The 12,820-nt window shown below is 67.0% G+C and carries 12 protein-coding genes; 7 read left to right on the top strand and 5 right to left on the bottom strand.

Annotated elements, in window-relative coordinates; all coding sequences use genetic code 11:
* Nucleotides 1–69: 69 nt before the first annotated feature.
* Both atpE and uvrA read right to left on the bottom strand, forming a co-directional pair.
* Complete coding sequence (gene atpE, locus BLW05_RS20225) at nt 70–309, bottom strand: F0F1 ATP synthase subunit C (protein ID WP_093165357.1); 240 nt, start codon at nt 307–309, stop codon at nt 70–72.
* Between the two features lie 131 nt (nt 310–440).
* Nucleotides 441–3,491, bottom strand: coding sequence for an excinuclease ABC subunit UvrA (gene uvrA / locus BLW05_RS20220; RefSeq protein WP_093165356.1), 3,051 nt, complete (start codon nt 3,489–3,491; stop codon nt 441–443).
* Nucleotides 3,492–3,703: 212 nt separating this feature from the next.
* On the opposite strand from uvrA, the gene BLW05_RS20215 reads away from it, so the two are divergent.
* The 3 genes from BLW05_RS20215 to ssb all read left to right on the top strand — a co-directional run bounded on the left by BLW05_RS20215 (nt 3,704) and on the right by ssb (nt 6,079).
* The gene (locus BLW05_RS20215) at nt 3,704–4,336 is read left to right on the top strand and encodes a response regulator transcription factor (RefSeq protein WP_177142744.1); all 633 of its coding nucleotides are present in this window, start codon (nt 3,704–3,706) and stop codon (nt 4,334–4,336) included.
* Between the two features lie 213 nt (nt 4,337–4,549).
* A complete protein-coding gene (locus tag BLW05_RS20210) occupies nt 4,550–5,380 on the top strand; it encodes a response regulator transcription factor (protein WP_143044875.1) in 831 nt (276 codons plus the stop codon).
* A gap of 159 nt (nt 5,381–5,539) precedes the next feature.
* A complete protein-coding gene (ssb, locus tag BLW05_RS20205; protein ID WP_093165353.1) occupies nt 5,540–6,079 on the top strand; it encodes a single-stranded DNA-binding protein in 540 nt (179 codons plus the stop codon).
* 54 nt (nt 6,080–6,133) lie between these two features.
* Here the strand turns inward: ssb and BLW05_RS20200 are convergent, their stop codons facing one another.
* Nucleotides 6,134–6,607, bottom strand: coding sequence for an Lrp/AsnC family transcriptional regulator (locus BLW05_RS20200; RefSeq protein WP_093165352.1), 474 nt, complete (start codon nt 6,605–6,607; stop codon nt 6,134–6,136).
* A 138-nt stretch (nt 6,608–6,745) separates the two neighbouring features.
* Here BLW05_RS20200 and BLW05_RS20195 point away from each other — a divergent pair, with 138 nt between their 5' ends.
* Genes BLW05_RS20195 through BLW05_RS20180 form a run of 4 tightly spaced genes read left to right on the top strand, consistent with a single transcriptional unit; the run spans nt 6,746 to nt 10,069 of the window.
* On the top strand, nt 6,746–7,942 hold the full coding sequence (locus BLW05_RS20195) for an amino acid aminotransferase (RefSeq protein ID WP_305517004.1): 1,197 nt from the start codon (nt 6,746–6,748) through the stop codon (nt 7,940–7,942).
* A 5-nt stretch (nt 7,943–7,947) separates the two neighbouring features.
* Nucleotides 7,948–8,805: a tryptophan 2,3-dioxygenase gene (gene kynA / locus BLW05_RS20190; protein ID WP_093165350.1), complete on the top strand. Its 858-nt coding sequence runs from the start codon at nt 7,948–7,950 to the stop codon at nt 8,803–8,805.
* Nucleotides 8,806–8,813: 8 nt separating this feature from the next.
* Nucleotides 8,814–9,683, top strand: coding sequence for an alpha/beta hydrolase (locus tag BLW05_RS20185; protein ID WP_093165530.1), 870 nt, complete (start codon nt 8,814–8,816; stop codon nt 9,681–9,683).
* 11 nt (nt 9,684–9,694) lie between these two features.
* Nucleotides 9,695–10,069, top strand: coding sequence for a RidA family protein (locus BLW05_RS20180; RefSeq protein WP_093165349.1), 375 nt, complete (start codon nt 9,695–9,697; stop codon nt 10,067–10,069).
* On the opposite strand, the gene BLW05_RS20175 is transcribed toward BLW05_RS20180, so the two are convergent.
* Together BLW05_RS20175 and BLW05_RS20170 are read right to left on the bottom strand one after the other, a co-directional pair.
* Nucleotides 10,066–11,895, bottom strand: a complete 1,830-nt coding sequence (locus tag BLW05_RS20175; RefSeq protein ID WP_093165348.1) for an SLC13 family permease — start codon at nt 11,893–11,895, stop codon at nt 10,066–10,068. The two genes, BLW05_RS20180 and BLW05_RS20175, sit on opposite strands and share 4 nt — an antisense overlap.
* A 105-nt stretch (nt 11,896–12,000) precedes the next feature.
* Nucleotides 12,001–12,444, bottom strand: a complete 444-nt coding sequence (locus BLW05_RS20170) for a hypothetical protein (protein WP_093165347.1) — start codon at nt 12,442–12,444, stop codon at nt 12,001–12,003.
* Nucleotides 12,445–12,820 lie beyond the last annotated feature (376 nt).

The following is a 12,820-nucleotide window of genomic DNA, read 5'->3' as shown; positions in this document are numbered from 1 at the left end:
CGAACGGGCCTGGCTGCGCCGGCCGCGGGGACGTCGGCATTCAGCGGATGCGTGCAACCTGCGGGTTGGCTACCTGAACGGATTGGCGGTCGCGAACCACAGGCCGATGCCGGTGGCGATGATGAACGCCGCGTCCGTCACGCCCGCGATCAGGAAGAACTGCGTCTGCAGTGTGTCCTTGAGTTCCGGCTGGCGCGCGGTGCCTTCGAGGAGCTTCGAACCGACGATGCCGATGCCGAGGCACGAGCCCACGGCGGCGATGCCGATGAGGAGACCTGCAGCGAGGGGGAGGGTGTCGAAGCCGTTCATGATGCTCTTTCGTTGGCCTTGGATGTTCGGCCCGGTTGCTGCCGGCGCCGCCTTGGCGCCGGCTTGCCTCCAATGTCCTAGAGCAGGGGAACGGCGTCGATGACCTCGGAGGTCATGTCGCGGCGGCTTCGTCAGCCGGGCAGCAGCCGCTTGAGATAGCGCCCGGTATGGCTCGCCTCGTTCGCCGCGATCGTCTCCGGCGTCCCCACCCCCACCACCGTGCCGCCACCGGCGCCGCCTTCCGGCCCCATGTCGATCAGCCAGTCCGCGGTCTTGATCACGTCGAGGTTGTGTTCGATCACCACGATGGTGTTGCCCGCGTCGCGCAACTGGTGCAGCACCTTGAGCAGCAACTCGATGTCCGCGAAGTGCAGGCCGGTGGTCGGCTCGTCGAGGATGTAGAGCGTGCGTCCGGTGTCGCGCTTGCTGAGCTCGAGCGCGAGCTTCACCCGCTGCGCCTCGCCACCCGACAGCGTCGTCGCGGCCTGTCCCAGCTTGATGTAGCTCAGGCCGACGTCGAGCAGGGTGCGCAGCTTGCGTTCGATGGTGGGCACGGCCTTCAGGAACTCGTAGGCGGTCTCCACGGTCATGTCGAGGATCTGCGCGATGTTGCGGCCCTTGTACTGCACCTCCAGCGTCTCGCGGTTGTAGCGCTGGCCGTGGCACACCTCGCAGGGCACGTACACGTCGGGCAGGAAGTGCATCTCGACTTTCACCACGCCGTCGCCCTGGCAGGCCTCGCAGCGGCCGCCCGCGACGTTGAAGCTGAAGCGGCCGGGGCCGTAGCCGCGCTCGCGCGCGGTGTTGGTCTCGGCCATCAGTTCGCGGATCGGCGTGAAGAGGCCGGTGTAGGTCGCCGGGTTGCTGCGCGGCGTGCGGCCGATGGGCGACTGGTCGACGCTGATGACCTTGTCGAAGTACTCGATGCCCTCGATCGCCTCGTGCGCGGCCGGCTCCTCGTGCGCGCGGTAGAGCGTGCGCGCCACCGCGGTGTAGAGCGTGTCGTTGACCAGCGTCGATTTGCCCGAGCCCGAGACGCCGGTGACGCAAGTCAGCAGGCCGACCGGAAAGGCCACGTTCACGTTCTTGAGGTTGTTGCCGGTCGCGCCGACGACGCGGATTTCCTGCACGTTGCTCTGCGTGGCGAGATGAGCGGCTTCGCGCGCGGCGCGTCGTTCGGCCGCGGCGCTCGGCGGGAAGCGCGACGCTTTCTTCGCCGTTTCAGGCGCGTCTTTCGTGACCACCGGCAGCCATGGCGTGCGCCGTGCCGGAACGGCGATCTTCTTTTCGCCCGAGAGGTACTGGCCTGTGAGCGAATCCGGATTGCCCGCGACCTGCGCGTAGTTGCCCTGCGCCATCACGCGTCCGCCATGCACGCCCGCGCCGGGGCCCATGTCGATGATGTGGTCGGCCGCGTGGATCATGTCCTCGTCGTGCTCGACCACGATCACGCTGTTGCCGATGTCGCGCAGGTGCTTCAGCGTGCCGATGAGGCGGTCGTTGTCGCGCTGGTGCAGGCCGATGCTGGGTTCGTCGAGCACGTACATCACGCCGGTGAGCCCGGAGCCGATCTGCGAAGCGAGGCGGATGCGCTGCGCTTCGCCGCCGGAGAGCGTCTCGGCGCTTCGGTCGAGACTCAGGTAGTTGAGCCCGACGTCGTTGAGGAACTTGAGCCTGAGGCCGATCTCGCGCACCACCTTGTCGGCGATCTCGGCCTTGGCGCCGCGCAGGTGCAGCGTGCGGAAATAGTCGAAGCTCTCGCGCAGCGTGGCGTGGCTGATCTCGTAGATCGCCATGCGGCGCGGTTCCGGGCCTGCGTCGTCCACCAGGAACACGTTGCGCGCCTCGCGCCGCAGGCGCGTGCCTTCGCAGTCGGGGCAGGGCTGGAGGTTGCGGAAGCGCGAGAGGTCTTCGCGCACCATCGCGGAATCGGTCTCGCGATAGCGGCGCTCCATGTTCGGGATGATCCCTTCGAAGGGATGCTTGCGTACCAGCTTCTTGCCGGCCTGCTGGCCGCTTTCCATCACGTAGGAGAACTTGATCTCTTCCTGCATCGAGCCGTTCAGCACCGCCTGCTGCACCGAAGCGGGCAGCTCCTCGAAAGGCTTGTCGATGTCGAACTTGTAGTGCTTGGCGACGCTCTCCAGCATGCTGAAGTAGTAGCCGTTGCGGCGGTCCCAGCCCTTCACCGCGCCGCTGGCGAGGCTCAGTGACGGAAAGGCGACCACTCGCGCGGGGTCGAAGAACTCCCGGTTGCCGAGGCCGTCGCACGTCGGGCAGGCACCCACCGGCGAGTTGAAGGAGAAGAGGCGCGGCTCGAGTTCGGCCAGCGAGTAGTGGCAGATCGGGCAGGCGAACTTTGCGTTGAAGAGGTGCTCGCGCGCGGGCGGCAATCCGGATGCAGGCGTCTCGGTTGCAGGTGCATCCATTTCGAGCGCGATCGCGCGGCCGTCCGCGAGGCGAAGCGCGGCCTCGAAGCTCTCCGCGAGGCGCTGCTGCATGTCGGGGCGCGCGCGCAGGCGGTCGATCACCACGTCGATGTCGTGCTTCTCGGTCTTTTTGAGCTTGGGCAGGTCGTTGTATTCGTAGGTCTGCCCGTCGACGCGGAAGCGGATGTAGCCCTGCGCCTGCATCTCGGCGAAGAGCTCGAGAAATTCGCCCTTCTTCTCGCGCGCGACTGGCGCCAGGATCATCAGCCGCGGCTCGTCGGGAATCGCGAGGACCGCATCCACCATCTGGCTCACCGTCTGCGCCTGCAGCGGCATGTCGTGATCGGGGCAGTAGGGCGTGCCGGCGCGCGCGTACAGCAGGCGCAGGTAGTCGTGGATCTCGGTCACCGTGCCCACGGTGGAGCGCGGGTTGTGACTGGTCGCCTTCTGCTCGATGCTGATCGCCGGGGACAGGCCTTCGATGACGTCGACGTCCGGCTTGTCCATCAACTGCAGGAACTGCCGCGCATAGGCCGAGAGGCTCTCCACGTAGCGGCGCTGCCCCTCGGCGTACAGCGTGTCGAACGCGAGACTCGACTTGCCCGACCCCGACAGGCCGGTGATCACCACCAGCTTGTTGCGCGGGATGTCGAGGTCGACGTTCTTGAGGTTGTGCGTTCGGGCGCCGCGAATGCTGATGCGCTGCTGCGCAAGCACGGCACCGAGGTAGGCGTCATCGGGGGTGGGATTCACGGGGCGGTCGATTCTGGGCAACCGGACATGATAAGTGCCTGCGTGTTTCGGGGCATGTGCCGGGAATTCGGGCGCGGACACGTGTGCCCTGGCAAGAAATCCTCCCTTGCGGACAAGAAGAATCTGAAAAATGACCCTCAATCGGGGAAAGGTCGCCGATCGCAGAGGGGCGCCGCTATGCTCCGCCGCTGATGTCAACGCAAGGGAGAAATATGCATTCAGTAGTCGTCGTCGACGGTCACCCGGCGATCCGCCTGGCGGTTCGGACCGCACTGACAGGCACCCATCAGTTCGAAGTCATCGGCGAGGCCGGGGACGGCCCTTCGGCCCTCGAGACGATCCGCGAACTGGCCCCGGAACTGGTGGTCCTTGATCTCGAACTGCCCCGGCTGAACGGGCTCGACGTGATCGAGCGGGTCCGCAAGGCGTTGCCCGAGACCAAGCTGATCGTGCTGTCGGGCCAGGAAGAGTCGATCTTCGGTGCCCGGGCGGTCAAGGCCGGTGCGAATGCGTTCATCAGCAAGTCCGAGGATCTGCAGCGGCTGATCCATGCAGCGCACGCTGTTCTCGCGGGCTACAGCATCTTCGCGACATCGATCCTCGCTTCGCAGTCGACCCTGCTGGACGGCTCGCGCCCGAATGCCTTGATCCGCCGGCTGTCGGACCGGGAGCTCACGGTTCTCCAGCATCTCGCGCGCGGGCTGAGCAACAAGGAAATCGCCGAAATCCTGCTCATCAGCAACAAGACGATCAGTGGCTACAAGGCGCGAATCTTCGAGAAGCTGAACATCTCCAGCCTGGTCGAGCTGGTCGATTTTTCTCGCACCCACCGCCTCGTCACCTGACGCGACGCCGGCTCACGCATGCAGGCGGGCAGACGCCGTCGCCCGCTGCACGACGCTCCGGCGTGGATCGAAATACCAACAACAGGTGCACGCGCCGCGCAGTGCACCAGGGAAACAACATGACTGCCTCAGTGGCCCAAGGGCTGGCCTTGCCGACCCCACTTCCATTCTCCCGGGATCACGTTCCCCTTCAGTGCCGGGCGCTGCCTGGCGGTGCGCGCGGACGTCGATCCGCCTTCGCGCGCTGAACGGGGCCGCACCACCATGCGTTGTTCCGCCGCCCGCCGGCGAGTCGGTGTGCTCGCCTATAGCTTGCGTACGCGCGAATTTGCGCGCCGCATCTTTCGCGCCGCCGGCTATGCGCCGCTCGTGTTCGTCAGCCTCGATGAACTGATCGAGGTCGGCCCCGATGCATCGATGCTCGAGATGCTGCTGGTTGGCGAAGTGCCAGTCGCGGACAGCCTCGGGCGGCCATTCCTGCAGAGCCTGCGCGAACTCGTCGGCCCGAAACTCCCGTTGCTGCTCGCCCGGTTCGGGAGGGACGCCGGGCCGGTCCCGCCGACCGACAACCTGGTCGTCGCCTCGCCCCGATATTTCCCGGACCTTTGCATGGCGGTCCTTTCGCTGTTCAGTGCCATCGGCATCGACAAGGCGCCGCTCAAGATGGCCTGGGGCGACTACACCTTCGAGCCGGCGAGGCGGGTCGTCGCTTTCGACGGCCGTCAGACCGGGCTCGACCCGGTTGCCTTCGACATCGCGCTGGAACTCTTCTTCCGCGCCGGCCAGATCGTCCCCAAGCGGACGTTGACCCTGATGCTGCCGCCGGACGAACAGGGGCTGGCGCGGCACCGGATCGACAACATCGGGAGTGTCATCAAGGAGCTGCGATCCTCGCTCCGGCTGCGCGGCCAGCACGGCTGGGATCTCGAGACGTGCCCCCGCCTCGGCTATCGCCTGACGCAGACGGAGCGCTCCAGCAAGCCCGCCGGCGTCCCCATGGCCATTGACGAGGCCTCGGCGCAGGTGTTTTCCCCAGCCTGTTGAAGCGCCGACGCGTACGGCGGGCAGCGGGCGCGGCGAGTTAGACTCGATCGATCGGAAAAGCCGCGCCAGCGCGCCCGCGACGGTGCGGCTTTGGCATCCGAGGCGCAGGACAGGCTTCCTGCGGCTCAAATCTCATTTCTGTCACCAGGGGCAGTACACATGGCATCGGTCAACAAAGTCATTCTCGTCGGCAATCTCGGACGCGATCCGGAAACACGCACCTTCCCCAGCGGCGATCAGGTGTGCAACGTCACCCTCGCCACCACGGACAAGTGGAAGGACAAGCAAAGCGGCGAAATGCGCGAAGCCACCGAGTGGCACCGTCTCGTCTTCAACGGCCGGCTGGCCGAAATTGCCGCGCAGTACCTACGCAAGGGTTCCCAGATCTACGTCGAGGGTCAGATCCGCACCCGCAAATACACGGACAAGGATGGCGTGGAGAAGTTCGCCACCGACATCCGCGTCGACCAGATGCAGATGCTCGGCAGCCGCCAGGGTCAGGGTGCGCCTTCGGGCGATGACGATGGCTACGGTGGTGGCGGTGGTTACGGCGGTGGTGGCGGTGGCGGTGGCGGTGGCGGTGGCGGCTATTCGCGCGCCCCGGCGGCCGCTCCCCGGGCGCCAGCGCCTGCGCCTCGCCAGGCGCCTTCCAAGTCGTCGACGGGATTCGACGACATGGATGACGACATTCCGTTCTGATCCGGCTGTTCCGATCCGAACCCGGGCCGGTTTCCGCGAGGAGACCGGCCCTTTTCATTGGGCCGGGATCGGCACGTCGTCGAAGCGCTTGAACTCCTGCAGCGAAAAGCTCGTCTGCACATGCCGCACGCCGGGCAGCCGGTGCAGCTTGCTCTGCAGGAGCTCCGAGTAGGCGTCGAGGTCGTTGGCAATCACCATCAGCAGGAAGTCCGCCGAGCCGGTGATGCCGTGGAACATCACGACCTGCGGGATCGCGCGCACCGCTTCCACGAACTCGACCGAGCGCGCCTCATTCTGGAAGTCGATGCTGATGCTGACGAATGCGACCACGCCGTAGCCAAGCGCTCGCCTGTCGAGCCGCGCGTGGTAGCCGTCGATGAGGCCCGATTCCTCCAGGCGCCGTATCCTGCGCCAGCAGGGCGATTGCGACAGCCCCGTCATCTGGGCGAGTTCCCCCGTGGTGAGCCGGGCGTTCTGCTGGAGCGCCGCCAGGAGCTGTCGGTCGGTATTGTCCAGATCAATGGGCATAAAAATTCCTGCAATTGGTCGATTCAGGGCGAAATTATGCGGATCGAAAAATATCCTTGGCAAGGATGACCCAGTCAAGAAAAATCTCGCCACCTCCCCTGCCATGACGAGTAGCCCATGACCTCAGCGACCGCTTCCCTGTTCGACCACGTTCCCGTCTACGGGGGCGACCCCATCCTTTCCCTGATGGAGTCGTTCCAGAAGGACCCGCGGCCCGAGAAGGTCAGCCTCAGCATCGGCGTGTACTTCGACAACGAAGGCCGTCTGCCCGTGCTGTCGTCCGTGCGCAAGGCCGAGACCGCGCTGCTGCAGGAACTCGGCCCGCGCCCCTACCTGCCGATGGAAGGCCTGGCCGATTTCCGCAGCGGCGTGCAGCGCCTGCTGTTCGGCGCCGAACATGAAGCGGTGAAGAGCGGTCGCGTTGCGACCCTGCAGACGCTCGGCGGCTCGGGCGGCCTCAAGGTCGGCGGAGATTTCCTGCGCCGCTATTTCCCCGGAAGCGGCATCTGGGTGAGCGACCCGACCTGGGAAAACCACCACGCCATCTTCGACGGCGCGGGCATCGAGGTGAAGACCTACCCCTACTACGACGCGAAGACCGGCGGCCTGCGTTTCGACGACATGCTGACCACGCTGCAGGGCCTGCCGCGCCACAGCATCGTGCTGCTGCACGCGAGCTGCCACAACCCGACCGGCGTCGACCTCACCACCGCGCAGTGGCAGACGCTGATCCCGGTGCTGCGCGAGCGCGAGCTGATCCCGTTCATCGACATCGCCTACCAGGGCTTCGGCGACGGCCTCGACGAGGATGCCTTCGCGGTGCGCGCCATGGCGGAGGCCGGCCTGCAGTTCTTCATCGCCAACTCGTTCTCGAAGAACTTCTCGCTGTACGGCGAGCGCTGCGGCGGCCTGAGCGTGGTGTGCGTGAACCGCGACGCTGCGGATGTGGTGCTCGGCCAGCTCAAGGCCACGGTGCGCCGCAACTACTCCACGCCGCCCACGCATGGCGGCCGCATCGTCGCACGTGTGCTGCAGGACCCGGCGCTGTTCGCCGAGTGGTCGAACGAAACCGCCGAAATGCGCAAGCGCATCCGCGCCATGCGTGAGCGGCTGCATGCGGTGCTCACCGACAAGTTCCAGGGCCGCCGCAGCTTCGACTACTTCCTTACCCAGCGCGGCATGTTCAGCTACACGGGCCTGAGCGAAGCGCAGGTCGATCGGCTCCGTGAAGAGCACGGCGTGTACCTCGTGCGCTCCGGCCGCCTGTGCCTGTCGGGCCTGACGACCAGCAACGTGGACCACGTGGCGCAATCCATGGCCGCCGTGCTGGGTTGATCCGCATGACCGCGCAGGCCCCCGGCTCGGTGCCCGAGCACATCGTTCACGAAGAGAAGGCGCAGCTCGACTTCAGCCGGTCCATGAGCTACGGCGACTACCTTCATCTCGACGAGATCCTTCACGCGCAGAAGCCGCTTTCTCCGGCGCACGACGAGATGCTGTTCATCGTGCAGCACCAGACCAGCGAGCTGTGGATGAAGCTCATGCTGCACGAGCTGGGCGCTGCGCTGCGCTGCATCGCGACCGACGAGCTCGACACCGCGTTCAAGATGCTCGCGCGGGTGTCGCGCATCATGGAGCAGCTCGTCCACGCCTGGGACGTGCTCGCTACCATGACGCCGCCCGAGTACACCGCGATGCGCCCGTACCTCGGTGCATCGAGCGGCTTCCAGAGCTACCAGTACCGCTGCATCGAGTTCTCGCTGGGCAACAAGAACGCGGCGATGCTGAAGCCGCACGAACATCGCTCCGACCTGCTCGAGCGCGTGCGCACTGCCTACGAGTCGCCTTCGCTGTACGACGAGTCGCTGCGGCTCCTGGCGCGGCGCGGGCTCGCGATCCCGGCCACGCACCTGGCGCGCGACTGGACCCAGCCCTACGTCGCGAGCGACGAAGTCACGCAGGCCTGGCTCGAGGTCTACCGCGACCCGCGCATCCACTGGGACCTCTATCAACTGGCGGAAGAGCTCGTCGACCTCGAGGATGCCTTCCGGCTCTGGCGCTTCCGCCATGTCACCACGGTGGAGCGCGTCATCGGCTTCAAGCGTGGCACCGGCGGCACCGGCGGGGTGAGCTATCTGCGCAAGATGCTCGACGTGGTGCTGTTCCCCGAACTCTGGCGCGTGCGCACCGAGCTTTGAGCAACGACATGCCGGTGCTTTCCCTCGAAGACCGCGAGCGGGAGTACTCGCCGAGCTCGTGCATCGGCGGCGACTACGCCCCGTTCCTGCGCGCCTATGCGGACCAGAGCGCGGCAGCGCTGCGGGCGCGCGCCGCGCAGCGCGACCTGCCCTACGGCGACAAGCCGTCGCAGCGGCTCGACCTTTTCGTCCCGCCGGAGAGGCCAGACGGGGCGCTGCCGCCGTTGCTCGTCTTCATCCACGGCGGGTACTGGCAGGAGTTGTCGAAGAGCAGCTCGCTCTTCGGCGCACCCGGCGCGCTCGACGCGGGCTTTGCCTATGCCGCTGTCGACTACACGCTGGCGCCGCACGCGAACATCGGAGCGATCGCGCTCGAATGCAGGAACGCGCTGCGCTGGCTGCATGCGCGCGGCGCCGAGCTGGGCTTCGATCCTTCGCGCATCGCGGTGGCTGGCAGCTCCGCCGGCGCGCACCTCGCCGCCATGTGCTGCGTGCGTGGCTGGACGGAAGACCGCGACCTGCCCGACGGCATCCCTGCCGCCGGTGTGCTGGTCTCGGGCGTGTACGAGCTCGAGCCGCTGATCGGCACGTCGATCGACCAGGCGCTGTCGCTCACGCCGGGCGACGCGGCGACGTTGAGCCCGATCCGCCTGCCGCTGGATGGGTTCCCACCGACAGTCGTCTGCTGGGGCGAGATCGAAACCGGCGAGTTCAAGCGCCAGAGCCGCGCATTTGCCGGTGCGGTCGACGCAGCAGGCGCTCCCATGCTCGAACACTTCGAAGTTCCGGCACGCAACCATTTCAACGTCATCCTCGAACTGTCGGAACGTGGCACGCTGCTGGGCGACGCGACGCTTCGTATCCTCGAATCCTTGTGAGACCGCACCCCATGAAGGAAATCATCGACACCGGCCTTCCGCCGCTCAAGCAGCCGTTCTCCTGGGCCGTCAAGGCATCGGGCCTGCTGTTCACCGCGCACGGCCCGGTACGCACCGACGGCAGCATCGACACCGGCCCCATCGCGGCGCAGGCGCGACTGACCTTCGCCAACCTGAAGCGCGCGGTCGAGGCTGCCGGCGGCAGCCTTGATGATGTGACGCAGGTCCTGATCTACATGACCGACGTGAAGGACATGCCGGTCATCGACGAGGTCTACCGCGAGTTCTTCGCGGCGCCGTATCCGAACCGCTCCAGCATGGGCGTCGCGGGCCTCGTGGTGCCCGGCATGAAGATCGAGATCGTCGCCTACGCGGTCATCGGCTAGAGCGGCAGCAGCCACGGGACCAGCGTGATCGAGAGCAGCAGCGTGAGCAGCACCAGCGGCACGCCGACGCGCACGAAGTCCATGAAGCTGTAGTCGCCCGGTCCCACGACGAGCGTGTTCACCGGCGACGAGACCGGCGTCGTGAACGCCGCGGACGATGCCAGCGCCACGATCATCGCGAAAGGCAGCGGCGATGCGTTCAGCTGCTGCGCGATCGCGATCGCGATCGCGACCGGCGCCATCAGCACCGCCGTCGCGGTGTTGGAGATGAACATGCCCAGCAGCGCCGTGACGATGAAGACCGCGGCCAGCACGGTGCGCGGTCCCGCGTCGCCGATCGCGCCCACGAGCATTTGCGCCGCGATGTCCACGCCGCCGGTGCGCTGCAGCGCCAGCGAGAACGGAAGCATGCCGACGATCAGCAGCAGGCTCTGCCAGTGGACCGACCGGTAGGCGCTCGGCAGATCGATGCAGCCGAAGAGGCCCATCAGCAGGCAGCCGATCAGCGCGGCGTGCACGTTGGGCAACACGCCGCTCACCATCAGCGCCACGACCAGCGCGAGCGAGAGCAGCGCGAGCGGCGCGCGCGGCGCTGCCGGCGCGACGTCGTCGAATTCGGTCGGCAGGTTGAAGACCACGAGGTCCATGTCCGAGCGGAGCTTGCTGATCGCCTTCCAGAGCCCGACCACGAGCAGGGTGTCGCCCGCTTCGAGCCGCTCGGGACGCAGGCCGTCCACGCCCTCGGCACTGCCGTGCCGCAGGCCGATGACGGACACGTCGTGCGCGTCGCGCAGGCGTGCCTCGGGAATTGTCTTGCCGACCAGCGCGGAGCCGGGCGGGATCATCACTTCGGCCATGCCGATGTCCTGCGCGTGCTCCGAGAAGTACGCGCCCGCCAGCGGCAGCCGGCTCACGCCGAAGCGCAGGATGAGCGCGTCGAGGTCGATCGCCGGATCCGACACATCGACAAAGAGCACGTCGCCCGCCTCGATGCGCGCGCTCGGAGGCAGCAGGTGGGTCGCAAAGCGAGTCCGGCGCTCGACGGCCAGCAGATTCACGCCGGGGAGGGGCTCCAGCGCCAACTCTTCGAGCGTCTTGCCGGCGAGCAGCGAGTCCGAGGACACCGCGAACCGATGCTCGCGCCCCGCGAGTCCGTATTCCTCGATCCACTCGCCGAGGCCGGTACGCTGGCTCGGGTGCGCCGCCGACGCCGCCGCCGACCCGCCGAGCCAGCTTCGCGTGAGCAGCATGTAGACGATCGCCACGACCAGCAGCGGCAGCCCGAACGGCGTGAGGCTGAAGAAGCCGAAGCCCTTGAAGCCTTCGCGCACCAGCTCGCCGTGGATCACGAGGTTCGGCGTGGTCGCCACCAGGGTCAGCGTGCCGCTCACCAGCGCGGCGACGCTCAACGGCATCATGAGGCGGCCCGGCGCGAGCCCGGTGTTGTGCGCGATGCGCAGCACGATGGGGATGAAGATCGCGACCACCGCGGTCGAGCTCATGATGGAGCCGACCAGTGCCACGATGACCATCAGCATCACGATGAGGCGCGTCTCGTTCGACCCGGCCCGCGTCACGAGCATGTCGCCGAGCCGCCGCGCGACCCCGGTGCGCACCAGCCCCTGGCCGATGACGAACAGCATCGCAATGAGGACCACGTTGGGGTCGGCGAAACCGGCGAGCACCTCCTGCATGGTCACCACGCCGGTGAAGGGCAGGGTCGCCATCATGATGAGCGCGACCGCGTCGGTGCGCGGCCGGTTCAAGGCGAACATCGCGATCGCCGCGGCGAGCAGGAAGAGGACGAGGCCGAGCTGGACGGTCATGGCGAAGGGGGCTCGGGCTGAAAGACCCAAGCCCCGGACATCGAGTCCCGGCGGATGCTAGCGTCCTTCGCAGCGATCAGAAAGACCGGGTGATCCCGGCATCGCTCACTGCGGAACCACGCGCGCGGCGTCGCCCTTGCCCTGGATGAACACACGCTGCCCGACGCGCAGGCCCGGTGTCGCGGGCTGCGTCACCTGCACCAGAACGCCGCTGTTGGTGCGCACGAAGATCTCCTGGCCTTCGAGCGGCCGCTCGTAGCGGCGCGCCACTTCGGCGCCGCCGATCGTGCCGCCGATCGCGCCGACCACCATGGCCACGTCGCGCCCGGTGCCGCCGCCGATCAGGCTGCCGATGCCCAGGCCCGTGAGGCCGCCCAGCACCGCGCCGACGCCGGTGTTGACGTTGCTCTGGATCTGCGTCGGATTGATCTGCTCGATGACGCCCTGGCGGATCGTCATGTCATCGGGCTGCGAACCGGTCGCGGCGCAGGCGGCGAGCACCAGCGCCATGGCCATTGCGGCAATGCGGGACAAGAGCTTGGTCGTCATTGGATGCCTCCTTCCAGGAGATGTGATTCGGTCCGAAAAGATGATCGCAGGCGTCGCGCGAGGCAATTGGCCTGACGTGCAATGCCGCTTGCACCTTCGGGCATTGGAGGCCGGCGAACCAGGCACGCAAGCATCCGTGCTCGGCTTGACAAAGTTTTTACGTCCACCAATGCTAGGTCGCCGACATCGAGCGGTGGCCTGCGGGTCACCCGCCCAGGCGCACGATCGATAACAACCGCGGGTCAGTGACCGCTGAGAGGAGACAGATGGCTTCCACAGAGCAAAAGATGTCCCGCATGCAGCTCACCGCGATGGTGGTGGGCGGGATGGTGGGCGCGGGGATCTTCTCGCTGCCGCGCACCTTCGCGGGGGCGAC

Origin of the sequence: Variovorax sp. YR216 (assembly GCF_900107745.1) — a bacterium.
GTDB lineage: Bacteria > Pseudomonadota > Gammaproteobacteria > Burkholderiales > Burkholderiaceae_C > Variovorax.
Note: the sequence above shows the minus strand (reverse complement) of the source record. Positions and strands in the feature narration are given on the sequence as shown.

Excerpts from the sequence above, each read along its gene's own strand:
- atpE (WP_093165357.1), bottom strand. The coding sequence starts at position 309 with ATGAACGGCTTCGACACCCTCCCCCTCGCTGCAGGTCTCCTCATCGGC.
- BLW05_RS20215 (WP_177142744.1), top strand. The coding sequence starts at position 3,704 with ATGCATTCAGTAGTCGTCGTCGACGGTCACCCGGCGATCCGCCTGGCG.
- ssb (WP_093165353.1), top strand. The coding sequence starts at position 5,540 with ATGGCATCGGTCAACAAAGTCATTCTCGTCGGCAATCTCGGACGCGAT.
- BLW05_RS20200 (WP_093165352.1), bottom strand. The coding sequence starts at position 6,607 with ATGCCCATTGATCTGGACAATACCGACCGACAGCTCCTGGCGGCGCTC.
- kynA (WP_093165350.1), top strand. The coding sequence starts at position 7,948 with ATGACCGCGCAGGCCCCCGGCTCGGTGCCCGAGCACATCGTTCACGAA.
- BLW05_RS20185 (WP_093165530.1), top strand. The coding sequence starts at position 8,814 with ATGCCGGTGCTTTCCCTCGAAGACCGCGAGCGGGAGTACTCGCCGAGC.
- BLW05_RS20180 (WP_093165349.1), top strand. The coding sequence starts at position 9,695 with ATGAAGGAAATCATCGACACCGGCCTTCCGCCGCTCAAGCAGCCGTTC.
- BLW05_RS20175 (WP_093165348.1), bottom strand. The coding sequence starts at position 11,895 with ATGACCGTCCAGCTCGGCCTCGTCCTCTTCCTGCTCGCCGCGGCGATC.
- BLW05_RS20170 (WP_093165347.1), bottom strand. The coding sequence starts at position 12,444 with ATGACGACCAAGCTCTTGTCCCGCATTGCCGCAATGGCCATGGCGCTG.